Source organism: Kitasatospora sp. NPDC088391 (assembly GCF_044753345.1).
Taxonomy (GTDB): domain Bacteria; phylum Actinomycetota; class Actinomycetes; order Streptomycetales; family Streptomycetaceae; genus Kitasatospora.
The window spans coordinates 157,717-181,098 of sequence record NZ_JBIVNB010000009.1 but is presented as its reverse complement, the minus strand read 5'-3'; the positions used below and the strand labels follow the sequence as shown (position 1 = coordinate 181,098).

Annotated in this window: 24 protein-coding genes; 19 read left to right on the top strand and 5 right to left on the bottom strand. The window is 74.0% G+C overall.

Translation table 11 applies throughout. The annotated features are described in order from the left end of the window. The first annotated feature begins 368 nt into the window (after positions 1-368). The 6 genes from ACIQBJ_RS25670 (at position 369) to ACIQBJ_RS25645 (ending at position 5,870) form a co-directional block, all read left to right on the top strand. Positions 369-824, top strand: coding sequence for an ATP-binding protein (locus ACIQBJ_RS25670; RefSeq protein ID WP_400715028.1), 456 nt, complete (start codon positions 369-371; stop codon positions 822-824). A 394-nt stretch (positions 825-1,218) separates the two neighbouring features. After that, a complete protein-coding gene (locus tag ACIQBJ_RS25665) occupies positions 1,219-2,487 on the top strand; it encodes an MFS transporter (RefSeq protein WP_400715026.1) in 1,269 nt (422 codons plus the stop codon). Positions 2,488-2,579: 92 nt separating this feature from the next. Beyond that, entirely contained in the window at positions 2,580-3,887 is a 1,308-nt protein-coding gene (locus tag ACIQBJ_RS25660) for an MFS transporter (protein WP_400715024.1), read from the top strand. A 37-nt stretch (positions 3,888-3,924) separates the two neighbouring features. Further along, positions 3,925-4,452 carry a GNAT family N-acetyltransferase gene (locus ACIQBJ_RS25655; protein WP_400715022.1) on the top strand — a complete coding sequence of 176 codons (528 nt, stop codon included), beginning with the start codon at positions 3,925-3,927 and terminating at the stop codon, positions 4,450-4,452. Positions 4,453-4,525: 73 nt separating this feature from the next. After that, entirely contained in the window at positions 4,526-4,855 is a 330-nt protein-coding gene (locus tag ACIQBJ_RS25650; RefSeq protein WP_400715020.1) for a DUF4229 domain-containing protein, read from the top strand. 4 nt (positions 4,856-4,859) lie between these two features. Further along, positions 4,860-5,870, top strand: a complete 1,011-nt coding sequence (locus ACIQBJ_RS25645) for a LacI family DNA-binding transcriptional regulator (protein WP_400715018.1) — start codon at positions 4,860-4,862, stop codon at positions 5,868-5,870. Between the two features lie 16 nt (positions 5,871-5,886). Here ACIQBJ_RS25645 and ACIQBJ_RS25640 read toward each other — a convergent pair whose 3' ends face one another. Then, positions 5,887-6,321 (bottom strand): GNAT family N-acetyltransferase, encoded by a 435-nt coding sequence (locus tag ACIQBJ_RS25640; RefSeq protein WP_400715015.1) that lies wholly within the window; start codon positions 6,319-6,321, stop codon positions 5,887-5,889. A gap of 73 nt (positions 6,322-6,394) precedes the next feature. Continuing rightward, on the bottom strand, positions 6,395-7,591 hold the full coding sequence (locus tag ACIQBJ_RS25635; RefSeq protein ID WP_400715013.1) for an MFS transporter: 1,197 nt from the start codon (positions 7,589-7,591) through the stop codon (positions 6,395-6,397). Between the two features lie 428 nt (positions 7,592-8,019). On the opposite strand from ACIQBJ_RS25635, the gene ACIQBJ_RS25630 reads away from it, so the two are divergent. Together ACIQBJ_RS25630 and ACIQBJ_RS25625 are read left to right on the top strand one after the other, a co-directional pair. After that, positions 8,020-9,351, top strand: coding sequence for a dicarboxylate/amino acid:cation symporter (locus ACIQBJ_RS25630; protein WP_400715011.1), 1,332 nt, complete (start codon positions 8,020-8,022; stop codon positions 9,349-9,351). Between the two features lie 124 nt (positions 9,352-9,475). Beyond that, positions 9,476-10,036 carry a Uma2 family endonuclease gene (locus tag ACIQBJ_RS25625; protein ID WP_400715009.1) on the top strand — a complete coding sequence of 187 codons (561 nt, stop codon included), beginning with the start codon at positions 9,476-9,478 and terminating at the stop codon, positions 10,034-10,036. An 8-nt stretch (positions 10,037-10,044) separates the two neighbouring features. Here ACIQBJ_RS25625 and ACIQBJ_RS25620 read toward each other — a convergent pair whose 3' ends face one another. Further along, a complete protein-coding gene (locus ACIQBJ_RS25620; protein ID WP_400715007.1) occupies positions 10,045-10,596 on the bottom strand; it encodes a DUF1707 domain-containing protein in 552 nt (183 codons plus the stop codon). A gap of 103 nt (positions 10,597-10,699) precedes the next feature. Between ACIQBJ_RS25620 and ACIQBJ_RS25615 the strand changes: the two genes are divergently transcribed. Together ACIQBJ_RS25615 and ACIQBJ_RS25610 are read left to right on the top strand one after the other, a co-directional pair. After that, on the top strand, positions 10,700-11,062 hold the full coding sequence (locus ACIQBJ_RS25615; protein WP_400715005.1) for a DUF1304 domain-containing protein: 363 nt from the start codon (positions 10,700-10,702) through the stop codon (positions 11,060-11,062). Further along, positions 11,059-11,622 carry a TetR/AcrR family transcriptional regulator gene (locus tag ACIQBJ_RS25610; protein WP_400715003.1) on the top strand — a complete coding sequence of 188 codons (564 nt, stop codon included), beginning with the start codon at positions 11,059-11,061 and terminating at the stop codon, positions 11,620-11,622. The genes ACIQBJ_RS25615 and ACIQBJ_RS25610 overlap by 4 nt, the downstream gene beginning before the upstream one ends. Positions 11,623-11,727: 105 nt before the next feature. Here the strand turns inward: ACIQBJ_RS25610 and ACIQBJ_RS25605 are convergent, their stop codons facing one another. Beyond that, complete coding sequence (locus tag ACIQBJ_RS25605) at positions 11,728-13,275, bottom strand: FG-GAP-like repeat-containing protein (protein WP_400715001.1); 1,548 nt, start codon at positions 13,273-13,275, stop codon at positions 11,728-11,730. 375 nt (positions 13,276-13,650) lie between these two features. Continuing rightward, positions 13,651-13,854: a cold-shock protein gene (locus tag ACIQBJ_RS25600; RefSeq protein WP_003998944.1), complete on the bottom strand. Its 204-nt coding sequence runs from the start codon at positions 13,852-13,854 to the stop codon at positions 13,651-13,653. A gap of 380 nt (positions 13,855-14,234) precedes the next feature. On the opposite strand from ACIQBJ_RS25600, the gene ACIQBJ_RS25595 reads away from it, so the two are divergent. From ACIQBJ_RS25595 to ACIQBJ_RS25555, 9 genes are all read left to right on the top strand, one after another. After that, the gene (locus ACIQBJ_RS25595) at positions 14,235-15,143 is read left to right on the top strand and encodes a menaquinone biosynthetic enzyme MqnA/MqnD family protein (RefSeq protein ID WP_400715314.1); all 909 of its coding nucleotides are present in this window, start codon (positions 14,235-14,237) and stop codon (positions 15,141-15,143) included. Between the two features lie 86 nt (positions 15,144-15,229). Next, on the top strand, positions 15,230-16,855 hold the full coding sequence (locus ACIQBJ_RS25590) for a serine/threonine-protein kinase (RefSeq protein WP_400714997.1): 1,626 nt from the start codon (positions 15,230-15,232) through the stop codon (positions 16,853-16,855). An 85-nt stretch (positions 16,856-16,940) separates the two neighbouring features. Next, complete coding sequence (gene mqnC, locus ACIQBJ_RS25585) at positions 16,941-18,149, top strand: cyclic dehypoxanthinyl futalosine synthase (RefSeq protein WP_400714995.1); 1,209 nt, start codon at positions 16,941-16,943, stop codon at positions 18,147-18,149. Between the two features lie 3 nt (positions 18,150-18,152). Next, positions 18,153-18,698, top strand: a complete 546-nt coding sequence (locus ACIQBJ_RS25580) for a hypothetical protein (RefSeq protein ID WP_400714993.1) — start codon at positions 18,153-18,155, stop codon at positions 18,696-18,698. 185 nt (positions 18,699-18,883) lie between these two features. Then, positions 18,884-19,384 (top strand): hypothetical protein, encoded by a 501-nt coding sequence (locus ACIQBJ_RS25575; protein WP_400714991.1) that lies wholly within the window; start codon positions 18,884-18,886, stop codon positions 19,382-19,384. Between the two features lie 44 nt (positions 19,385-19,428). Beyond that, positions 19,429-20,124 (top strand): demethylmenaquinone methyltransferase, encoded by a 696-nt coding sequence (locus tag ACIQBJ_RS25570; RefSeq protein WP_400714989.1) that lies wholly within the window; start codon positions 19,429-19,431, stop codon positions 20,122-20,124. A gap of 96 nt (positions 20,125-20,220) precedes the next feature. Further along, a complete protein-coding gene (locus tag ACIQBJ_RS25565) occupies positions 20,221-21,501 on the top strand; it encodes a geranylgeranyl reductase family protein (protein WP_400714987.1) in 1,281 nt (426 codons plus the stop codon). 134 nt (positions 21,502-21,635) lie between these two features. Then, positions 21,636-22,529, top strand: coding sequence for a DMT family transporter (locus tag ACIQBJ_RS25560; protein WP_400714985.1), 894 nt, complete (start codon positions 21,636-21,638; stop codon positions 22,527-22,529). Between the two features lie 436 nt (positions 22,530-22,965). Continuing rightward, complete coding sequence (locus tag ACIQBJ_RS25555; RefSeq protein WP_030060100.1) at positions 22,966-23,325, top strand: NADH-quinone oxidoreductase subunit A; 360 nt, start codon at positions 22,966-22,968, stop codon at positions 23,323-23,325. The last annotated feature ends 57 nt before the right edge of the window (positions 23,326-23,382 follow it).

The window sequence follows — 23,382 nt, the reverse complement described above, 5'->3', positions numbered from 1 at the left end:
CGTCCCGTCAGCACCCGTGCGGGGCAGCCGCGTTCGAGCCGCGGTGGACATTTGTCGCAAGGGTGGTTCGCCCGTGGCGCGCCGGTGCCCGGCGGCCCGCGGCGGGTACCGTCGGGGTACCCCGTGAGGGCGGTGCCGCCGACCGGTCGTGCGAACCCCGGCAAGGTGAGCGGGACAGTATGCACCGCGGCGTCCCCCGAACGCTGGAATATGCCCGAAGCTCTTGCTGCGACCCGGTCGCGGAATCATTCTGGGGCGTATTCGTGTCGATGCCATGGGCAGTTCGGGTCCGCGACCTCCGCGGTGGACGCGGCCGACCGGACCGGCGGGATCAAACGGGCCGAATACCGAGTGCGGGTGGTGGAACGGTGCAGGTACTTCAGGTACAGCTGGCGGTCCAGGCGGACCCGGCCGAGGTGTCGCGGGCCAGGCGGTGGGTCCGGGCGCGGCTGCAGGCCGGCGGGATCGACCCGGACTCCCCGGTCGCCGAGACCCTGGTGCTGGTGGTCTCCGAGCTGGTCACCAACGCGGTGGTGCACACCGGGTGCCCGGCGGTGCTCCGACTGCTGCTGCCGCTCGACCCGGCCGCCGGTCCGGCCCCGGTCCGGGTGGAGGTCGCCGACGCCAGCCGCACCGCCCCCGCGCCCCGGCACGCCGGGGCCGACGAGGACGCCACCAACGGCCGCGGCCTGGAGCTGGTCGACCTGCTCTGCGAGCGCTGGGGCTGGTACCCGGACGGCTCCGGCAAGCGGGTCTGGTGCGAGGTCGATCCCGCGCTCGGGGTCTGCGAGCGGACGGCGCAGCCGGTCGCCGCGGCGGGCTGAGCGCCCGTCCGGGCAGGTCGGCGCACGCCGGTCGCGCGCGGTCCGCGCCCCGGATGATCCGTCTGAATTTCCGACAACCCATTGACGTGACGTATCCGACTGATCACTCTTGGGTGCGGCGCCCCGTTGCGAGGGGACGCCGAGGGAGACCGGGCGGTGCCGACACTCAGGGGGTCGTTGGCCGACCCCGCCCGGAACCTCGGCGAAATCGGAGCGCCCGGGCGTCACGGCTTCAGGGCCCGGACGCCGACCAGGACGGCGGCCCGCCGTGTCGTGCTCGGGGTGCGCGCGGCGGGCCGGCGTCGGGTCCGGGGCGGGCGGCTGCCCGGCGGAGGCCGCATCGTGACCCAAAACCACTGGAAACCAGTAGTGGTCTACACCAAAACTGAGTGCCGTGACCGCACCCGAACTGCACCCCGCCCCCACCCCGCAGGTCAGCGCACCGCACCGGCCCGCCATCTGGTCGGGCAACTTCCGGCTCTACTTCACCGCCCGCTCGGCCGGCCTGCTGAGCGACGCCATGCTCCCGGTCGCCGTCTCGGCCGGACTGATCGCCGCCCACCACTCCACCGCCACGGTCGGCTTCGCGATGGCCTTCCTGCTCGGCCCGTTCGCCGGACTGGTGCTGTTCGGCGGTGTGCTCGCCGACCGGTTCACCGCCCGACGGCTGATGATCTTCGCCGACCTGCTCAACCTCACCACCCGGGTGCTGCTCGCGCTGCTGTTCTTCCGCGGCGTCGACCAGCTCTGGCAGCTCTACCTGCTGCTCGCGCTGGCCGGCACCGCCGCCGCGATGTTCCAGCCCGGCGCCGCCTCCACCGTCCCGCTGGTCTCCACCGACGTGCAGGGCGCCAACGGCGTGCTGCGGATCTCCGAGGCCCTCACCACCCTGGTCGGCCCGCCGCTGGCCGGCCTGCTCGCCGCCGTCTCCACCGGCTGGGTGATGGTGATCGCCGCCGTGATGTACGCGGTCAGCGCCTGCTGCCTGCTCGCCCTGCGGCTCGGCCCCGTCCCCGCCCCGCCGCCCGGCGACAGCCTGTGGCGCAACCTGGTGGTCGGCTGGCACGAGTTCTGGTCCCGCAGCTGGATGTGGGGCGTCATCCTGGTCTGGATGGTCTTCACCGTGCTCTCCTGGGGCCCGTTCGGCCCGGTGGTGGCCGGCCAGGTCATCGCCCGCGACGGCGGCACCGTCTACGGCCTGATCAACGGCATGTTCGGGGCCGGCACCGTGGTCGGCGGCCTGCTGGCGATCCGGGTCAAGCCGCAGCGCCCGCTGGCCGCCGGCGCGGTCGCCCTGTTCGTCTTCGCCACCCAGCAGTTCGCGTTCGCCGCCGGCCTGCCCTGGCCGCTGCTCGGCACCGCCCAGCTGGTCTCCGGCATCGGCATCAGCTTCTGGGGCGTCATGTGGGCCACCAGCGTGCAGACCCAGGTCCCCGGCGAGGTGCTCAACCGCATCCACGCGTACGAGGTCGCGGGCTCGGTCTGCATGTTCCCGCTCGGCTCGGCGCTGGCCGGACCGGCCGTCGACGCCCTCGGCACCACCCGGGTCTACCTGATCGGCGGCGCGGTCACCCTGGCCACCGCCGCCACCCTGCTGCTCAGCCGGCCGGTCCGCGAACTGCGCCGGGTGCCCGACGGCGGACCGGTGGCCGGCGGGCACTGACCGCCCCGCCCCGCCCCGCTGTCCGGATCTCGGGGATACATGGCAGCCGGACCCGTCGCGCGGACGGGGCCGGGAACGGCAGACTCCGGCAGGTGAAGGAACTGGAACTCACCGCCGGCCCCGCCGCCGACCCGGCCCCGCCGCCCCGCGCCCCCCGCCTGCACTACGGCTGGATCGTCGTCGCCGTCTCGCTGGTCGTCCTGGTCGGCTCGGCCGGGTTCCGCTCCACGCCGAGCCTGATGATGGACGCGCTGCACAACGAGTTCGGCTGGTCGCGCGCCACCATCTCCAGCGCGGTCTCCGTCAACCTCGCCCTCTACGGCCTCACCGCGCCCTTCGCCGCCGCCCTGATGGACCGCTTCGGCGTCCGGCTGGTCGTGGTCTGCGCGCTGCTCACCATCTCCACCGGCGCCGGCCTCACCGTCCTGATGACCGAGCCCTGGCAGCTCGTGCTGTGCTGGGGCGTGCTGGTCGGACTCGGCAGCGGCTCGATGGCCGGGGCCTTCGCCACCACCATCTCCGGCCGCTGGTTCGAGGCCCGGCAGGGCCTGGTCACCGGCGTCCTCACCGCCGCCGGCGCCGCCGGGAACCTGGTCTTCCTGCCGCTGCTCGCCGCCCTGGTCGAGCAGCAGGGCTGGCGCACCGCCGTGGTGGTGGTCTCGCTCTGCGCCACCGCCGTCGCCGTCCCGGTCCTGCTCCTGATGCGCGAACGCCCCGCCGACCTCGGGCTGCTGCCCTACGGCGCCACCGAGGCCCCCGCGCCGCCGCGCACCGACGGCTCCGCGGTCGCCCGCTCGCTGCGGGTGCTCCGGGAGGCGGCCCGGACCCGGGCGTTCTGGCTGCTCGCCGCCTCGTTCGCGATCTGCGGCGCCACCACCGTCGGCCTGGTCGGCACCCACTTCGTCCAGGCCGCCCACGACCACGGCATGTCCGAGACCACCAGCGCCTCGCTGCTCGCCCTGATCGGCGTCTTCGACATCGCCGGCACCATCGCCTCCGGCTGGTTCACCGACCGCTTCGCCCCGGCCCGGCTGCTGATCGCCTACTACGCGCTGCGCGGCCTCTCGCTGCTCTTCCTGCCCGCGCTCTTCGGCGACAGCCTGCGGCCGCCGATCCTGGCCTTCGTCATCTTCTACGGCCTGGACTGGGTCGCCACCGTCCCGCCGACCGTCGCGCTCTGCCGCCGGCACTTCGGCCCGGACGCCCCGATCGTCTTCGGCTGGGTGCTGGCCGCGCACCAGGTCGGCGCCGCCCTGGTGGCCGGGCTGGCCGGGCTGGCCCGCGACCGGTTCGGCGACTACGACGCCGCCTGGTACGCGGCCGGCGGGCTGTGCGCCGTCGCGGTGCTCTGCTGCGTGGCGGTGCGCCGGGTCCCCGAGCCGACCGCCGCCGCGGCCTGAACCGGGGAGGGTCGGCGGCGGCTCCTAGGCTGGGCCCATGAGCCTGCGCTTCGAACTGGAAACCGACCCGTCGCCCGCCCTCCGGACGGAGGTCACCCGGCTGTGGACGGACGTGTCGAACGCCGGGGGCGCGGTCGGGTTCGTGCCCCCGGTGACGGTGGCCGAGGTGGCGCCGGTCGCCGAGCGGCAGTTCGCCGGGCTCGGCCCGGACCGACTGCTGGTCGGGTACGAGCCGGGCGGCCGGGTCGCCGCGGTGCTGTTCTTCGAGGACCTGCGGTTCGGGCTGATGGACCACTGGCGGATGCTCAAGCGGGTCATGGTGCACCCCGACTTCCAGGGCCGCGGCTACGGGGCCGAACTCCTCGCCGAGGCCGAGCGGGTGGCCCGCGGCTGGGGCCTGTCCGGGCTGCGGCTCACCCTGCGCGGCGGGCACGGCCTGGAGCGGTTCTACGGCCGCGGCGGCTGGGTCGAGGTCGGCCGGGTCCCGGGGGCGATCCGGGTCGCCCCGGGCGACGAGCGCGACGACGTGACGATGTGGCTCGACCTGCGCGCCCCGGCGGTGTGAGGTCGTGCTTCACTGGGAGGGCCATTACCCCCCGCGCCCGGCGGCGCGACCCGGCAGTGAAGGACGAACCCCGGTGAGCAGCAAGAACAACGCCACGCTCCGCTACACCTCGCTGCGGGCCAGCATCTTCCTGGCCTGCCTGCTGGTGGCGCTGCTGCTCGGGCACTTCGGGGTGATCCCGGTGGTGGGGTCGATGGGCCTGCTGATCCTGTTCGTGCTCGCCATGGTGGCGTCCTCGGCGATCAGCTACGTGGTGCTGAGCAAGCAGCGCGACGAGATGTCCGCGCAGATCGCCGCCCGGGTCGAGAACCGCAAGGAGCGCTCCGCCGCCCGCGACTCCGCCGAGGACGCGGCCGACGACGCGGCCCGGGCCGCCGCGGCCCGGCAGGCGCAGGCCGGCTGACGGCGTGTCGGAGAGCCCGTCCGGCGAGGGCGCGCGGCGCCGGCCGACCGGCCGGGACGTGGCCCGGCTGGCGGGGGTGTCGCAGGCCACCGTCTCGCTGGCGTTCTCCGGCGGCTCCGGGCACCGGGTCTCGGAGGCCACCCGGGAGCGCATCCGCTCCGCCGCCGACGCGCTCGGCTACCGCCCGCAGGCGGCCGGCCGCCAACTGCGGCTCGGCCGCAGCGGCATGGTGCTGCTGGCCGTCCCCAACCTGCTCGGCCCGTTCTTCGGCCGGGTGCTGACCGGCGTCCACGAGGAGGCCGCCCGGCACGGCCTGTCGGTGGTGGCCAGCAGCGGCTGGGACGCGGCGACGCTCGCCGAGGCGGCCGCCGCCGGGCGCTTCGACGGCCTGCTGGTCTGCTCGCCCGACGACCGGCAGCTGGGCGAACTGCCCGCCGACACCGCCGCGGTGTTCCTGGACGCCGACCCCGCCGCCAACCCCGGCCGTCCCACCGTCGAACTCGACCTGGCCGCGGGCATGCGGGCCGCCGTCGACCACCTGGCCGGGCTCGGCCACCGGCGGATCGGCTACCTGCGCTCGGTGCACTCCGCGTACACCTTCCGGGTCCGGCAGGCGGCGTTCGCCGCCGCGGCCGCGCACCTGGAGGTGCGGGAGCGGGCGGTCAGCCTGAACGAGGGCAGCCGGGCGGCCGCCGCGGCGGCCCGCGAGCTGCTGGCCGGACCGGACCGGCCGCGGGCCGTGGTCTGCGACGACGACGTGGTGGCGGCCGGCCTGTACCGGGCCGCGGCCGAGGCCGGCCTGCGGATTCCGGCGGACCTCTCGGTGGTCGGGATGGACAACATCCCGGTCGCGGAGCTGCTCAGCCCCCCGCTCACCACCGTCGACCTGCCCGGCGAGCGGCTCGGCCGGACCGGGCTGGCCACCCTGGTCGCCCTGCTGGGCGGCGAACTCCCGCCGCCCGCCGACCCGTTGGCGACCAGCCTGGTGGTGCGGGGCTCGACGGCGACGGCCTGAGCCCGGCCCCGCCCGCTCACTGCTCGCCGAGGATCATCCACTTCTCCGGCACCGCCATCGGCGCGAAGCCGACCTTGGCGTACACCTCGTGCGCGTCCCGGGTCGCCAGCATCAGGCGGCGCAGGCCCATCCCGGCCAGCTCGTCCCGGACGGCGGCGGTGAGCGCGGTGCCCAGGCCGCGGCCGCGGGCCGGTCCGGCGATGAACACGTCGCACAGCCAGGCGAAGGTCGCCCGGTCCGTCACCACCCGGGCGTAGCCCACCTGCTCGCCCGAACCCTCCTCGTACACGCCGAAGTTGAGCGAGGCGTCGATCGCGGTGTCCTGCTTGGCGCGCGGCCGTCCGAGTGCCCAGTACGCCTCCTCGGAGAGCCAGCGGTGCACGGCCGCCCGGTCGAGCCGGGCCGGGTCGGTGGAGAGGGTGTAGCCCGCGGGCAGCGCGTAGTTCGTCATGCGGCGCATCCAAGCAGCCCGGGGCCGGTGCGGGCGAGCGGATTGCGGGCCCGCACCGGCCGGTGACGGGGCGTCAGGCCAGGGCCGGGACCGGCGCCGGCAGCGGGCGCAGCCTGGTCCGGCCGGCCAGCAGCAGCAGGCCGCCGAGGGCGATGCCGGCGGTGGCGCAGAGCGCGACGGCCTGCAGCGAGTCGGCGACCAGGGCGCCGGAGACGGCGTAGCCGGCCGCGTTGCCGGTGGCGAACAGGGTGACCAGCCAGGCGAACGCCTCGGTGACGGTGCCGGTCGGGGCCAGCTCCGCGACCAGCACGAAGGCGGCGGCGAGCAGCGGGGCGAGGCCGAGGCCGGAGACGAAGGCCAGCGCGGCCATCGGGAGCGGGCCGGGCAGGAGCAGCAGCGGGAGGTAGCAGACGGCCATGCCGAGGGCGAGCACCCAGGTGCGGGTCGCGGTGTCGGCCTTCCAGGCGGCGGCCCCGTAGGCCAGCGCGCCGAGCAGGCCGGCCAGCGCGGCGAGCGCCAGCAGGGTGCCGGCCCCGCCGGGGAGGCGGCCGGGGTGCTGCTCGGCGTAGGCGATGAAGAGCACGTTCTGCGCGCCCACCGCCCAGCCGGCCCCGGCCAGGCCGAGCAGCAGCAGGACCAGGCCGGGGGAGCGCAGCGGCCCGAGCAGCCCGGCGGAGGCCGCCCGGGCGGGCGCCCGCCACTGCCGGGCGGGGGCGGAGGTGGCGACCACCAGCGCGCCGAGCAGGCCGAGGACGGCGGCCGTCCAGAGCGCCGCGGTCGGCGAGAGGACGGCGGCGATGCCGGCCACCGCGAGCGGCCCGGCCACGTACAGCACCTGTTGGGAGGCGGAGTCGAAGGCGTACGCGGTGTCGAGCTGCTCCTCGTCCACCACGTCCGGCCAGAGCGAGCGCAGGCAGGGTTCCAGCGGGGGCATGCAGAGTCCGGCGATCGCGGCGCCGAGTGGGGCGGCGACCGGGGAGCCCGGGGCGAGCGCCAGCAGCGCGTAGCCGCCGCCGGCCGCGACGGCGGAGGCGAGCAGCACCCGGGGCTGGCCGGTGAGGTCGACGATCCGGCCGAGCACCGGGCCGCCGATCGCGGCGGCGATCGCGTACGCGGCGGTGGCGAGGCCGATCCGGCTGTAGGGGGTGTCGGCCGCGCGCAGGGCGAGGGCGATCACCAGGGCGGTCATCCCGGCCGGGAGCCGGCCGAGCAGGGTGCCGAGCAGGAGCCGGGTGACGTGCGGGGCTCGGAGCAGTGCGGCGTAGCCCATGGGCGTCCTTCCAGCGGCGGGTGTCGCTTCAAGTTATACGTATAACTGAAGAGCGTCAAAGTCGGCCGGACGGAGCTGATGGTCCGTCAGTCAGGGGTCGTTCGGAAACGATCTCAAACAAGTACTTTGAACATCTCAAAGGTTTGTTGCTAGTCTGCCGGTCATGACCACCGCAGACACCGCGCACCGCGCCGGCCCGGGCACCCCGCCCGCGCCGTGCCGCCCGCGGCTGTCCGCTGCCGTGGACGGCCCGCGCCGCTGTCGCTCCGGCGGCTGTATGCGGGCGGCACGCCGCTCCTGACGCCCCGACGCCTCCCCGCTGTCGGTCCGCCCGGGCCTCCCCGCCCGGCCGCGCGTCCCCTGCCGTGCCGCCGCCTCCGCCCCGCCCCCGCTCCTCCCCGCCCCGCACCCCCGGAGTCCGTACACCCATGTCCACCGCGCCCGCGCCCACCACCCTGCTGGGACGCCTCCGCCGCATCCCGTTCTGGGTCCAGATCGTCGGCGGCCTCGTCCTCGGCCTGCTGCTCGGCTGGATCGCCCGGTCCAACGACGTGTCCTGGCTGACCACCACCCTCGACACCATCGGCAAGACCTTCGTCCAGCTGCTCAAGCTGGCCGTCCCGCCGCTGGTCTTCACCGCGATCGTGGTCTCGGTCGCCAACCTGCGCAACGTCACCAACGCCGCCCGGCTGGCCACCCGCACGCTGTTCTGGTTCCTCGCCACCTCGCTGATCGCGGTCGCCGTCGGCCTCGGCCTCGGCCTGCTCACCGACCCCGGCAAGGGCGCCAACCTCTCCACCAAGGGCCTCAAGGGCGTGGAGAAGGGCGGCACCTGGATCGACTTCCTGACCGGCATCGTCCCGACCAACATCGCCGACGCCTTCCTGAAGGTGAACGTCCTCCAGATCGTCTTCCTCGGCGTGGTCGTCGGCGCCGCCGTCCTCAAGCTCGGCGCCAAGGCCGACCCGGTCCGCAAGCTCTCCGAGGCCGTCCTCGAACTCGTCCAGACCGCCCTGTGGTGGGTCATCCGGCTCGCCCCGCTCGGCACCCTCGGCCTGATCGGCAAGTCCGTCGCCGTCTACGGCTGGGACCTGCTCAAGCCCTTCTCCACGCTCACCGTCGACGTCTACGTCGGCTGCGCGATCGTCCTGTTCGGCGTCTACTCGCTGCTGCTGCGCTTCGTGGCCGGCCTCAACCCGCTGAACTTCTTCAAGGGCGCCTGGCCCGCGATCCAGCTGGCCTTCGTCTCCCGCTCCTCGGTCGGCACCCTGCCCGTCACCCGCCGGGTCACCGAGCGACTGGGCGTTCCGTCCGAATATGCGAGTTTTGCCGTTCCGTTCGGCGCCACCACCAAGATGGACGGTTGCGCCGCGATCTACCCGTCGCTCGCCGCGATCTTCGTCGCCCAGGTGTACGGCATCGACCTCGGCGTCCAGGACTACCTGCTGATCGCCTTCGTCTCGGTGATCGGCTCCGCGGCCACCGCCGGCCTCACCGGCGCGATCGTGATGCTCACCCTGACCCTCTCCACCCTCGGCCTCCCGCTGGAGGGCGTCGGCCTGCTGCTCGCCATCGACCCGATCCTCGACATGATGCGCACCGCCACCAACGTGGCCGGCCAGGCGGTCGTCCCGATCCTGGTCGCGGCCCGCGAGAAGACCCTCGACCTCGCCGCCTACAACAACCCCACCGGCGACCTGCTCGCCGAGGACCGCCCGGCCGTCCCGGCCCAGGCCACGACCGAACCGGTCGCCGCCTGACCGGACCCGGCCACCCGAAGGCCCGCACCCCACCGAGGGGGTGCGGGCCTTCGCACGTTGGAGTGAGTTTCCGTGGGAGGGTGCGGCACGGTCGGTAGCGTGGGGGCGACTGAAGGAGGGGCCGATGAGCGCACTGCCCGGCGGACGGACGTACGACGTCGCCGATCCGGAAGCGGCCCTGAAGTACGCGATCCAGCACCATGCCGGCAGCCGGGTGCAGATCGTGGAGGGCGTGCTCGAGCCGATGCGGACGGAGTGGGACCACGAGACGATGGCGGATGACATCCGTTGCCAACTGTTCGGCAAGGTCCGGGAGATGGGCTGCGTGATGGGCGCAGGCGATCTCGACCTGCCGGGATCGAGCAACTGGTACATCCCCGATATCGCGGTTGTCCCCCGGGCGCTCTCCAAAGGCGGTGCCGCGCTGTTGCCCGACCAGACGCTGCTGGTGGTCGAGGTGACGTCCGATTCGAACGCGGACACCGGCCGGGTGGTGAAGCGGCGGCGGTACGCCGAGTACGGGGCACCGCTGTACCTGCTGATCGACCGTCAGGACCGGGCCTGCACGCTGTTCTCCGAGCCCGGGGCGCTCGGGTACACCAGGGCGGTCGGGCCGCTGCCGTTCGGGGAGCCGATCGAGCTGCCGGAGCCGTTCGGGCTGCGGGTGGACACGTCCGGGTTCTGACGGGCGGGTCAGCGGGGCTTGGCGTGGCGGATGCGGAGGCGGCCGAAGCCGGTGGTGCCGGTGAGGCGGATGGTGGGGCCCGGGGTGGGGGAGGGGCGGCGGGGGGCCCGGTAGCGGAGGCCCTTCCAGCCCGGGGTGAGGCCGTCGAGGTCGACGGTGGCGTGGTGCGGGACGGTGATGGTGGCGCGGCCGAACTCCAGGCGGAGTTCGATGTCGACCACGGGGTGGTCGATGACCGCGTGGCCGAGGTCGAGGCGGACCTTGGCGAAGGGGGAGACGACCGTCAGGGTGCGCGGGACGCGCCAGGCCCCGCGGCGGTCGATCCGGCCGGCGACGGCGGTGAGGGTGGTCGCGGCGGGGGCCGGGGCCGGGCCGGGCAGGTCGTGCAGGACGGTGTCGAGGTCGGCCCGGGTCGCCGCGGTGAGCGCGTGGTGGACGCGCTGCTCCAGCTCGTCCTGGGTGATCCGTTCCTCGCTGTACGCCTGCTGGAGCCGATCGACGGCCGTGTCGCGCTCGGCCGCGCCGATCCGGGTCTGCGGGCTCTCCGGGAGTGAGGTCACCCGTGCAGCGTAGGCGGGGGACGGGGCCGGACGGGGAGCTCGGCGAGAAACTGGACGAGTGTCCAGCTATGCTGGACGCCTATCCATAAAAGGAGGCGGCGGCATGGAGCTCGCGGCGGCGGTACTGGTCGGGCTGGTGGCCCTGTTGCACGGGTACATCCTGGTGCTGGAGATGTTCCTCTGGGAGCGCGCGCCGGGCCGGAAGCTGTCCGGGTTCGACGCCGAACTCGCCCGGCGGACGGCCCCGTTGGCGGCCAACCAGGGCCTGTACAACGGCTTCCTGGCGGCCGGCCTGGTCTGGGGCCTGCTGGCGGGCGACCCGACGGCGTTCGGGGTGCGGGTGTTCTTCCTGTCCTGCGTGCTGGTCGCGGGCCTCTACGGCGGACTGACGGCCAACCGCCGCATCCTGGTCGCCCAGGCCCTCCCCGGCGCGGTCGCGCTGGCCGCCGTGCTGGTGGCCGGGTGAGCGCGGCCGGTGACCCGCGGGCCGAACGGACCAGGGCGAAGCTGCGGGCCGCGCTGCTCGCGGAGTGCGCGGACCGCCCGCTGGCCGAACTGACGGTGGCGGCGGTCGCCCGCCGGGCCGGGGTCGGCCGGGCCACCTGCTACCTGCACTACCCCGACCTGGCGGCGCTGGCCGTGGACGCCTGCGCCGAGGTGGTCCGGGAGGCGGTGGAGGCGCTGCACGCCTGGCGCGGCGTCCCCGACCCGGCCGTCCCGCCCGCGGCCCTGCTGGAGTTCTTCGACCGGGTCGGCGGCCACGCCGGCCTCTACCGGGAACTGCTCGCCCCGGGCGGCGGCGGTCCGCTCGGGCCGGTGCTCCACCGCGAGCTGCGCGAACGCAGCCGCCGCGAACGCGAGTTGGCCGGTGCCCCGGACGCCGCGCTGATCGCCTCGGCGGTCGCCGGCACCTTCACCGGCGTCCTCGCCGACTGGCTGCACGGCCTGCTCGACGAACCCCCGGCCTCGGTCGCCGCCCGGGTCTGGCGCCTGCTGATCGGCCTGCACCGCACCCCGCTGGTCTGAGCCCGCGCCGAACGGCGGAGAGCGGACGGGCCCGGCTCCCTGTGTCGTGGGCCGGGCCGTGCGCCTCCGGCCGCGCGGCGACGGGCGGCCGGGTGGGGCCCGAGGTCAGAAGCCGCCCGTGATCCGACCGAGGTCGAGCCAGCCGCCGGTGCCGTCACCGCCGTTGTTGGCGTAGGCCCGGACCGGCCCGGTGCCGGTGAAGGCGCCGTACAGGTAGTCGGCGATGCCGTCGCCGGTGAAGTCGGTGAACTGGACGGCGTTCTGGTCGGTGGTCTGCCCGCTGGTGATCCGCCCCCGGTAGGCCCAGCCGCCGTGGCCGTCGCCGCCGCGGTTCAGGTAACTGCTCACGGAGCCGTCGGGGGCGACGGTGCTGTAGTCCGCGAGTCCGTCGCCGTCGATGTCCGCGAAGCGGACCCGGGAGCGGTCGGTGGTGGTGCCGGTGGCGATCCGGCCCTGAACGGCCCAGCCGCCGTGGCCGTCGCCGCCGCGGTTCAGGTAGCTGCTCACGGAGCCGTCGTCGGCCACGGCGAGGTAGTCGGTCCTGCCGTCGCCGTCGAAGTCGGCGAAGCGGACCTGGTCGGCGCTGCTCGCCGCGCCGGCCGCGACCTGGCCGAGGTCGGTCCAGCCGCCGTGGCCGTCGCCGCCGTCGTTCCGGAACACGCTGACCGCCCCGTTGGGTTGGAGCAGCAGGTAGTCGGCCTTGCCGTCGCCGTCGAAGTCGGCGAAGCGGACCCGGGAGCGGTCGGTGGTGAGGCCGGTCGCGACCTGGCCGAGGTCGGTCCAGCCGCCGTGGCCGTCGCCGCCGCGGTTGAGCTGGACCCGGACCGCCCCCGAGTCCTCCACGGTGAGGCAGTCGGCCCGGCCGTCGCCGTCCCAGTCCGCGAACCGCACCCGGCCGGTGCCCCCGGCCTCGGTGCCGGCGCGCCGCGCCGCGGGCCGGAGGACCGTGCCGTCCGCGACCGCCTGGTCGAGACCGGTGGCGAAGACCTGGCCCAGCTTGGCGTAGCCGGGGTCGGCGGGGTGCAGCGGGTCGAACCAGTCGGCTCCGGTGAGCGCGGGCGGGGTGAGGTAGCGGACCCGGCGGCCGGCGTCGCGGCGGGTCTGCACCGCGGCCTGGACCGCGGTGTTGAAGGTCCGGACCGCGTCCTCCAGTCCGCTGGTGGTGGGAACGAGTCCCTGGACCAGGACGGTGGCCGTCGGCCGGTCGGCGAGGATCCGGTCGACCAGGCCGGCCAGTCGGTCGGGCGCGCCCGCCGGGATGCCGTTGTTCAGGTCGTTGATGCCGAGGTGCAGCAGCACCACGTCGGGCTGGGCGCCGACCAGCCAGCCGTCGATGCCCTGGGTGATCCGGTCGATCGTGTAGGTGGAGTGGCCCTCGTTGTCCGGGTCGGCGAAGGTGCCCCCCGACAGGGAGCCGACCAGGTCGGCCCGGTACCGGGACTGGGCGCCGAGCAGGGTGTTCAGCGGTTTGCGGTAGCCGTTCCAGTCGGTGCTGCCGTATCCGGCGGTTATCGAGTCGCCGAGCGGCATGACGCGCAGGGGCGCGGCGGCGGGGGCGACGGTGGTGGGCTCGGCCGCGGCGGACGGGGCGGTGGCGGAGAGCAGGCCGGCAGCGGCGATGGCTGCGGCGGCGAGAGCGGCGGTGCGCTTCACGGCAGGCGTCTTTCGTTCGGGCGGAAGTGACGGACGGTCGGCACCGATGCGGTCGTTCGCGTACCGGGCCGATCGCCGATGAGATCACCGAACGGGCCCTCGGCGACAGGGGTCGCCGGTCGGACCGTGGAGCGGGAGGGCGGGCCGGCGCCGGGGCAGGAGGGGGAGCGGCCCGCGCGGGACGCAGCCGGGTGGAGGAGGCACACCGGTGAGCGGCTGCGGCGGCCCCGGACGCGGCCGGGGCGGGAATTGCAGGTAATCCGGGGAAACCGGAAAAAGGACGAAAGGGCAGGGGGCCCGCCGGTGGCGGGCCCCCTTGGAACTGCTACTCGTACGGACCCGAGGGGCCGTGAGCGATCAGTGAGAAGGTGTTTCTCAGACGGGGGTGACGTTCTCCGCCTGCGGGCCCTTCGGGCCCTGAGTGACGTCGAAGCTGACCGCCTGGTTCTCCTCCAGCGAGCGGAAGCCGCTCGCGTTGATGGCGGAGTAGTGGACGAAGACGTCGGGGCCGCCGCCCTCCTGGGCGATGAAGCCGAAGCCCTTCTCGGCGTTGAACCACTTGACGGTTCCGGTCGCCATACCGTTCTCCTTGCGAGGGACGTAGTGGACACCACACCTTGTGGCGCCCGGGTCCGCTGCGCTGATCGCCCCGCCTCCGGACGAGTCCGGAGTTTTTCGCACAGTGCTCAATCAAAGCTCAATTGATGCCTGATACTGCTGAAAAATTACAAAAAGCCTGCGGTTACATGCTCCGCAGGCTCCAAGTACTGCAAGGGGAATCAAACTGCAACTGAGGGAGACGGTAGCACGCGGTGGCTGCCCCGACCAGGGGTGAACCGGGGTGTCGGACGGTGTGTCGGAGGCCGGGTGCGAGGGGTTCCGAGCGGCGGGCATACCCTGCCGGGAGAGCACCAACGGCAAGGGAGCACACGGTGAGCAGTCGGGACTCCGAACGGCCCGTGACAGGACCGGCCGCACGGCCGGCGGCGGCGGTCAGGCCGCGGGTCGGGCACATTCAGTTCCTCAACTGCCTGCCCCTCTACTGGGGGCTGGCGCGGACCGGGAACCTGCTCGACCTCGACCTCAGCAAGGACACCCCGGAGAAGCTCAGCGACCGCCTGGTCGCCGGCGAACTGGACGTCGGCCCGATCACCTGCGTGGAGTACCTGCGCAACGCGGCCGACCTGGTGGTGCTGCCGGACATCGCGGTCGGCAGCGACGGGCCGGTGATGTCCTGCGTGATCGTCAGCAAGGTGCCGCTGGCCGAGCTGGACGGCCGCCGGGTCGCGCTCGGGTCGACCAGCCGGACCTCGGTGCGGCTGGCCCGGCTGCTGCTGGAGGAGCGCGAGGGCGTCCGGCCCGAGTACTTCTCCTGCCCGCCGGACCTGGACGCGATGCTGGCCGAGGCGGACGCCGCCGTGCTGATCGGCGACCCGGCGCTGCGGGCCTCGCTGGAGCAGGCCCCCCGGCAGGGGCTGGCCGTGCACGACCTCGGGGCGATGTGGAAGGAGTGGACCGGGCTGCCGTTCGTCTTCGCGGTCTGGGCCGCCCGCCGCGACTACGCCGAGCGGCACCCCGACCTGACGGCCGCCGTGCACCGGGCCTTCCTGGAGTCCCGCGACCTCTCGCTGGCCGAGGCCGCGCAGGTCGCCGAGCAGGCCGCCCGCTGGGAGGCGTTCGACGCCCCGCTGCTGGCGAAGTACTTCGGCGAGGCGCTGGACTTCTCGCTCGGGGAGCGGCAGTTGGCGGGCATCGCCGAGTTCGCCCGCCGGACCGCGCACGACAGCGGCTTCGCCCCCGACGTACCGGTCCGGCTGCTCGCGCCCGGGCCCGCGGCGGCCCGGTCGGACATGGCCCCGGTGGCCTGAGCGGACGATGCCCCGATCCGGTGCTGACCGGGCGGTCGGTTTGGGATGATCGGACCGCAGCGGACGGGCAGTGGAGGGGGACGGGCATGGAGCGGCTGACGGCCGAGGACCCGGCGTCGATCGGCGACTACCGGCTGCTGCGGCGGCTCGGCGCCGGCGGCATGGGCCGGGTCTACCTCGGGCGCACCGCCGGCGGGCGCACCGTCGCCGTCAAGGTGGTGCGCGGCGAACTGGCGGACGACCCCGAGTTCCGGGCCAGGTTCCGGCAGGAGGTGTCCGCGGCCCGCCGGGTCGGCGGCCGGTGGACCGCGCCCGTGCTGGACGCCGACACCGAGGGCCCCCGCCCCTGGGTCGCCACCGGCTTCGTCGCCGGGCCCTCGCTCGGCGAGGCCGTCCGCACCGCCGGGCCGCTGCCCGTCGCCTCGGTGCACGCCCTCGGCGCCCGGCTGGCCGAGGCGCTGGAGCAGGTGCACGCGCTCGGCCTGGTGCACCGGGACGTCAAGCCGTCCAACGTGCTGCTCACCCTGGACGGGCCCCGGCTGATCGACTTCGGGGTGGCCCGCGCGCTGGACGCCGCCGCGGCCCTCACCCACAGCGGCTACGTGGTCGGCTCGCCCGGCTTCATGTCGCCCGAGCAGGCCGCCGGTTCACCGGTCGGCCCGGCCGGCGACGTGTTCTCGCTCGGCACCCTGCTGGCCTTCGCCGCCACCGGCACCGCCCCGTTCGGCGAGGGCGTCAGCGCCGCCGTCCTGCTCTACCGGGTGCTGCACGAGGAGGCCGACCTCGGCGGCCTGGACGGCGAGTTGCGGGCCGTCGTGACCGCCTGCCTGGACAAGGACCCGGCCCGCCGCCCCACCCCCGCCGAACTCCGCGACCGGCTCGCCCCCGGCGCCGCCACCGGCCCCGACGGCTGGCTGCCCGCGCCGCTGGCCGCCGCCGTCGGCCGCACCGCCGTCGAACTGCTCGACCTGGAGGGCGACGGGGGCCCTCCGGTGTTCGCCGACCGGGTCCGCACCGCACTGGACAGCCCGCGCGGCGGCAGCGGCTCCGCGCCCGGGGCGGTGACGGGCCGCCGGGCCCCGCGCGGGCGGCGGGCCCTCACGGTGGCCGCCGCCGTCGCCGTGCTGCTCGGCGGCCTGTACGGCGGGCTCGCCGCGACCGGCCACCTGCCGTGGAGCACCGGGACCCCCGGGGCGGGCCGCACCCCCGGGCAGGACGGCCTCGTCCCCTCGCCGTCCGCCACCGACACCGACACCGGCACCGACGGCTCCGACCAGGGGGGCTCCGGGGGCACCGGGAGCACCGACAGCCCCGGGCCGGAGGACAGCCCCGATCCGACCCCCGCCGCCGCAGGCACGCTCAAGGAGCTGCCGTCGGCGTTCGCCGGCACCTTCAAGGGCACCATCACCACCAGGATCGTCCCGCTGCCGTCCACCTTCACCGTCACCCTCAAGGCGGGCAAGGTCGGCGAGGACGTCGGCCGCACCACCAACGCCTCCCAGCTCAGCAGCACCGTCTGCCACGGCATCCTCACCCTGCTGTCCGCCGGGGAGGACCGGGTCCAGCTCCAGGAGCGCCCCGACGGGCCGCAGGCCGGCTGCACCGGCGCCGCCGAGAAGCAGACCTACACGCTGGCCGACGGCGGCCTGCACCTCGCCGTCACCGAGGCGCCGCTCGGTTCCGACCCGGAGGGCGACCTGCACCGGCAGTGAGCGGCCGTCCGGGGCCGGGGAGTGGAAATACGCTGGCGTAGGCTGGGCCGGTCCGCCCTCTCGAAGACGAAAGCAGGACCGCCAGGTGTCCGAGAAGAACCTTTCCGCCGCCCAGCTGCAGGCCGTCCTGGACCGTGCGGCCGAGGGGGGCCGGATCACCGCCGACGAGGCGCTGGAGCTCTACCGCTCCGCCCCGCTGCACGCCCTCGGCGCGGCCGCCGACACCGTGCGCCGGCGGCGGTACGCGGGCGTCGAGCACATCGCCACGTACATCATCGAGCGGAACATCAACTACACCAACGTCTGCGTGACGGCGTGCAAGTTCTGCGCGTTCTACGTCCCGCCGAAGAGCGACAAGGGCTGGTCGCGCGACCTCGACGAGATCCTGCGGCGCTGCGCCGAGACGGTCGAACTCGGCGGCACCCAGATCATGTTCCAGGGCGGGCACCACCCCGACTACGGCGTCGAGTACTACGAGCGGAACTTCGCCGCGATCAAGGCCGAGTTCCCGCAGCTGGTGATCCACTCGCTGGGCGCCTCCGAGGTCGAGCACATGGCGAAGATCTCCGGCGTGTCGATCGAGGAGGCGATCACCCGGATCCACGCCGCGGGCCTCGACTCCTTCGCCGGTGCCGGCGCCGAACTGCTGCCCGAGCGGCCGCGGAAGGCGATCGCGCCGCTCAAGGAGTCCGGCGAGCGCTGGCTGGAGATCATGGAGACCGCGCACGGGCTCGGCGTCGAGTCCACCTCCACCATGCTGATGGGCACCGGCGAGACCAACGCCGAACGCATCGAGCACCTGCGGATGATCCGCGACGTGCAGGACCGCACCGGCGGCTTCCGCGCCTTCATCCCCTACACCTACCAGCCGCAGAACAACCACCTGAAGGGCTCGACCCAGGCCACGGTCTTCGAGTACCTCCGGATGATCGCGATCGCCCGGCTGTTCCTCGACAACGTCGCCCACATCCAGGGCTCCTGGCTCACCACCGGCAAGGAGGCCGGCCAGCTGTCGCTGCACTACGGCGCGGACGACCTCGGCTCGGTCATGCTGGAGGAGAACGTGGTCTCCGCCGCCGGCGCCAAGCACCGCTCCAACCTGCACGAGCTGATCCACCTGATCCGCACCGCCGGGCGGGTGCCCGCGCAGCGCTCCACCACCTACCAGCACCTGCGGGTCCTGGACGACCCGGCCAACGACCCGGTCGACCCGCGGGTCGCCTCGCACATCGCCTCCACCGCGATCGAGGGCGGCACCGCGCACCCCGAGCTGACCATCCTCGCCACCAGCTGACCCGTGCGCACCCTGCACCGGGCCGCGCTGCTGGTCGCCGACCCCGCCGAGGACGCGCCGCCCCTGACCGACGGGGCGGTGCTCGTCGACGGGGCCGTGATCGCGGCGGTCGGCCGCTACGCCGAACTCGCGGGCACCGCACGGGTCCGGGAGTGGCCCGGGCTGCTCCGGCCCGGCCTGGTGGAGCCGGAGGCCGGCCGGCTGCTCGACCGCGCCTACCACCCGGACCCGCGCGAGGAACGCGGCGAACTGCCGCTGGAGCCGCCGCCCGGCCTCACCGACGAGCAGTGGGGCGGCAGCGCGCGGCGCGGCCTGCAGCGGATGCTCGCCCGCGGCGCCACCGCCGTCGTCGGGCCGTTCACCCGGCCCGCCGTCCGCACCGCGGTCGCCCGCACCGGCCTGCGGGTGGTGCCCGCCCCCGCGGCGGGGGAGGCCCGCCGGGCGCTCACCGTCGGCGGGCCCGCCGACTTCGCGGTCTTCGCGGACGGCGCCTGCCTGGTGACCGTCCTGGACGGGCGGATCGTCTTCCGGCGGCGGACCGGGAGTTGAGCCCGCGGGGGCCGGAACCCGGCGGGAGCACTGCCTGCGGGTTCTGACTGGCCGTGACCTGAGGACCCGCCAGCGGTTACCATCCCGGTTCAGACCTTCGTCGAGCCCAGGAACAGGACGCAATGCGAGCCGCAAGCCCCGATCGTGCGCGGAGGAGACCCGCCCGGGGCTGGTACGTGGGGGCCGTGCTGAGCGCGGTCGTCGCGGTGGGGATGTGCCTGCTGGGGTGGCGGCAGGCCGACCAGGCGGACCGGATCGACGCGCACCCGGTGCGGGTCGAGGGCACGGTGACCCAACTGCCGGGCGGCAGCGGGTCGTACAGCCAGGTCGCGTACCTCGCGGACGGGCGCCGGCTGACCGCCGCCGACCTGTGGCTGCCGGAGGGCGCGCAGCTCGGCGACCCGGTGTGCCTGGAGCGGGCGGCGGACGACCCGGGGGCGGTCCGGGTGTGCGGGAAGACGTACCCGCAGCCGGTCGGCGTCGGACTGGCGCAGACCAGCGTGCCGACGGCGGCGCTGCTCTGCCTGCTCTGCCTGTACCGCATCCGCCGGTTCCGGCGGGCGCACCCGGCCGCGGAGGCGGAGGGCCGCTTCACGGTGGCGTTCGCCGCGGAGGGGATGCCCGCGCTGACCAACGGGAAGCGCTCGCGCCGCCGCCGCAAGGGGGGCCGCCGCGCCCTGCGGTGAGCCCTGGTGACGGCCGACCGGGTCGCAAGGTGAACAATGGGCACGTGACCCGAGCCCATCTGGACAAGCAGCCGCAGGACGTCGCCGCCATGTTCGACGATGTCGCGGCCAAGTACGACCGCACCAACGACGTGCTCTCGCTGGGCCAGGCCCGGCTGTGGCGCCGCGCGGTGGCCGACGCGGTGGGGGCGGTGGCGGGGCAGCGCATCCTGGACCTCGGCGCCGGGACCGGCACCTCCTCGCTGCCCTTCCTGGAGGCCGGCGCGGACGTCGTGCCGTGCGACTTCTCCCTCGGCATGCTGACCGAGGGCAAGAGCCGGCACCCCGAACTCGCCCTGACCGCCGGGGACGCGACCCGGCTGCCGTTCGCCGACGACTCCTTCGACGCGGTGACGATCTCCTTCGCGCTGCGCAACGTGCAGGAGCACGAGCAGGCGATGCGCGAGCTGCTCCGGGTGACCAAGCCCGGCGGCAAGCTGGTGATCTGCGAGTTCTCCACCCCGACCTGGACGCCGTTCCGGACGGTGTACACCGAGTACCTGATGCGGGCGCTGCCGCCGGTGGCGACCCGGGTCTCCTCCAACCCGGAGGCGTACGTGTACCTGGCCGAGTCGATCCGGGAGTGGCCGGACCAGCCCGAACTGGCCGCGCAGCTGCAGCGCGCGGGCTGGTCGAAGGTGGCCTGGCGCAACCTGACCGGCGGCATCGTGGCCCTCCACCGGGGCTTCAAGGCCCCGTAGACTGCGAGGGTTCGGCACCCCGTCCGCCGGAAAGGCGTCATGACGGGGCGTCGGCCCCGACTCCGTGACCCCGACGCGCTCAGGAGAGAGCCCCGTATGACCGAGATCGCCGTCGAGTCCACCGCCGACGTCATCGTGGTCGGTGCCGGTCCGGCCGGCTCCACCACCGCGTACTGGCTGGCCCAGGCGGGCCTGGACGTCCTGCTGCTGGAGAAGAGCGAGTTCCCGCGCGAGAAGGTGTGCGGCGACGGCCTGACCCCGCGCGCCGTCAAGCAGTTGGTGGACATGGGCATCGACGTGTCCGCCGAGAACGGCTGGCTGCCCAACAAGGGCCTGCGGATCATCGGCGGCGGCGTCCGGCTGGAGCTGGACTGGCCGGACCTCGCCGCGTACCCGGACTACGGGCTGGTGCGCAAGCGCGCCGACTTCGACGAACTGCTGGCCCGGCAGGCGCAGAAGGCGGGCGCCCGGCTGTACGAGGGCTGCAACGTGAGCGGGCCGGTGCAGGACCGGACCGGCCGGATCACCGGCGTGACGGCGAAGCTCGGCCCGGAGAAGCGCGAGGTCGAGTTCCACGCGCCGCTGGTGGTCGCCGCGGACGGCAACTCGACCCGGCTGTCGCTCGCCATGGGCCTGCACCGGATCGAGTCCCGGCCGATGGGCGTCGCCTACCGGACGTACTTCACCTCGCCCCGGCACGACGACGACTACCTGGAGTCCTGGCTGGAGCTGTGGGACACCCGGGGCGGGCAGAAGAAGCTGCTGCCCGGCTACGGCTGGATCTTCGGCATGGGCGACGGCACTTCCAACGTCGGCCTCGGCATCCTGAACTCCTCGCCCGCCTTCGGCGACCTCAACTGGCGCGAGGTGCTGAAGAGCTGGTGCGCCAGCATGCCCGAGGAGTGGGGCTACACGCCGGAGAACATGACCGAGCCGATCCGCGGCGCCGCGCTGCCGATGGCCTTCAACCGGCAGCCGCACTACACCAGGGGCCTGCTGCTGGTCGGCGACGCCGGCGGCATGGTCAACCCGTTCAACGGCGAGGGCATCGCCTATGCGATGGAATCCGGCCAACTCGCGGCGGGCGTCATCGTCCAGGCGATGGCCCGGATCACCCCCGAGGGCCGGGAGCGCGCGCTGGCCCGCTACCCGCAGATCCTCAAGGACACCTACGGCGGCTACTACACGCTCGGCCGGGCCTTCGTGAAGCTGATCGGCAACGACAAGGTGATGCGGATCGCCGCCGAACGCGGCCTGACCCACCCGGTCCTGATGAAGTTCGTCCTCAAGCTCCTCGCCAACCTGACCGACCCCACCGGCGGCGACGTCGCCGACCGCATCATCAACGGCCTCACCAAGGTGGCGCCCCGCGCCTGACGGGCGGCCGTGCCGGGGAGGCGGCGGGTGGGTGCGGAATGCGCTTGCCCGCCGCCTTTGCGGTGCGAGAGGGTGGCGGCTCCAGTCCGTTCGGTGATGCACGGGCCCGTGTCGTTCTTTCCGGGGGCCGTGTCGTGGCTGTCGTTTCCGTCGGTGTCCGTCCGCGGGTGGTGCGGGACCTGCCGTTGTTGGCGGTCGCGGTGGTGTGGGGGTCCAGCTTCCTGGTGGTGAAGGAGGTCGCGGAGCCGGGGACCGTGGTGGCGGTGCTGGTGCTGCGGTTCGCGCTGGTGCTGCCGGTGCTGGGGGCGGTGGCGTGGCGGCGGCTTCGGGGGCTGACGGCGGGGCAGTGGGGCGGCGGGGCGCTGCTGGGGCTGGTGCTGGGCGGGATCTTCCTGCTGGAGACGTACGGGGCGGTGCACACCTCGGCGACCAACGCGGGGCTGGTGATCAGCCTGACCATGGTGTTCACGCCGCTCGCGGAGGCGGCGCTGCGCCGGGTCGCGCCCTCGGCGGGGTTCCTGGCGGCGGCGGCCCTGTCGGTGCTGGGGGTGGCGCTGCTGACCGGGGACGGCGGCCTGCGGGCCCCGTCGGGGGGCGACCTGCTGGTGCTGGGCGCGGCGGTCGCCCGGACGGTGAACGTGCTGGCGACGGCCCGGCTGCGGTCGGTCCGGGGGGTGGACGCGCTGGCCCTGACCTGGGTCCAACTGGCTTTCGCCACCCTGGTGTTCGTGGTGGCGTCGCCGTTCGCCGGGCCGTCGCCGCTGAGCGTGGCGGGGTCCTTCGACGCGGCGGGCTGGGGCCTGCTGCTGTACCTGTCGCTGCTGTGCACGCTGTTCGCGTTCTTCGTGCAGCTGTGGGCGGTGCGGGCGAGTTCGCCGTCCCGGGTGAGCCTGCTGCTGGGGACGGAGCCGCTCTGGGCGGCGGTGTTCGGGATCGCGCTGGCCGGCGACCGGCCGGGCCCGCTCGCGCTGCTGGGCGCGCTGGCGGTGCTGGCGGGCACCGAGTGGGGACGCCGGACGACGCTGTAGCGCCGGGTCCTTGAGAGCTTGTGAACGAAGGGTCAAGCGCCCGGGGCCGTGGGTCCACCGGCCGGGTGAGATCCACTATCACGTAAACATGATCACCCGAAATTTGCCTTGAACGGCTGGAATTGCTAGAGGCCGTGGTCGAACGGCGGGCCTTTCGCGGTGAATTGCGACCTTGTGTGATCAAGCGCCTGCTGAGTGTGGATTGCTGGCGATCGGTACCGTTCCGACCGGCTTCGTCGGGTGGCGAAGATCACAAAGATCATCGGGAACTGCGTGTCGCAGATCACAAGCCGACAGGCATAGGATGCGCTCCAACCCGGCTTTGTGAACTGCCTCACATGGTGCCGGATCTCACGAAGTGGATCATCGGCTCACCCCTGGTGACCTGGTGGTTCCGATCTGCAGTCAAGGACGACTGGACGGAGGGAGCGGGGCTATGAATGCCTACGCGCCGATCCTCGTACTCGGTGCCATCGCGGCGGCGTTCGCGGTCGGCTCCGTCGTGATGGCCTCGCTCACCGGCCCGAAGCGCTACAACCGGGCCAAGTTGGAGGCGTACGAGTGCGGCATCGAACCGACCCCGCAGCCGGTGGGCGGCGGCCGGTTCCCGATCAAGTACTACCTGACGGCGATGCTGTTCATCGTCTTCGACATCGAGATCGTCTTCCTCTACCCGTGGGCGGTCACCTTCGACGCCCTGGGGATCTTCGGGCTGGTCGAGATGCTCCTGTTCATCGCCACCGTGTTCGTCGCCTACGCCTACGTCTGGCGTCGCGGCGGCCTGGAGTGGGACTGACAACACCCGGCCGCCGTTCGTCGGCGGGACGTTTGTGAACGGGCGGACGAGCCACCG

Bases quoted from the DNA above. Each gene is read 5' to 3' on its own strand.
- ACIQBJ_RS25655 (WP_400715022.1), top strand. From the start codon at position 3,925: ATGAGCCTGCGCTTCGAACTGGAAACCGACCCGTCGCCCGCCCTCCGG.
- ACIQBJ_RS25640 (WP_400715015.1), bottom strand. From the start codon at position 6,321: ATGACGAACTACGCGCTGCCCGCGGGCTACACCCTCTCCACCGACCCG.
- ACIQBJ_RS25635 (WP_400715013.1), bottom strand. From the start codon at position 7,591: ATGGGCTACGCCGCACTGCTCCGAGCCCCGCACGTCACCCGGCTCCTG.
- ACIQBJ_RS25630 (WP_400715011.1), top strand. From the start codon at position 8,020: ATGTCCACCGCGCCCGCGCCCACCACCCTGCTGGGACGCCTCCGCCGC.
- ACIQBJ_RS25625 (WP_400715009.1), top strand. From the start codon at position 9,476: ATGAGCGCACTGCCCGGCGGACGGACGTACGACGTCGCCGATCCGGAA.
- ACIQBJ_RS25615 (WP_400715005.1), top strand. From the start codon at position 10,700: ATGGAGCTCGCGGCGGCGGTACTGGTCGGGCTGGTGGCCCTGTTGCAC.
- ACIQBJ_RS25600 (WP_003998944.1), bottom strand. From the start codon at position 13,854: ATGGCGACCGGAACCGTCAAGTGGTTCAACGCCGAGAAGGGCTTCGGC.
- ACIQBJ_RS25590 (WP_400714997.1), top strand. From the start codon at position 15,230: ATGGAGCGGCTGACGGCCGAGGACCCGGCGTCGATCGGCGACTACCGG.
- ACIQBJ_RS25565 (WP_400714987.1), top strand. From the start codon at position 20,221: ATGACCGAGATCGCCGTCGAGTCCACCGCCGACGTCATCGTGGTCGGT.
- ACIQBJ_RS25555 (WP_030060100.1), top strand. From the start codon at position 22,966: ATGAATGCCTACGCGCCGATCCTCGTACTCGGTGCCATCGCGGCGGCG.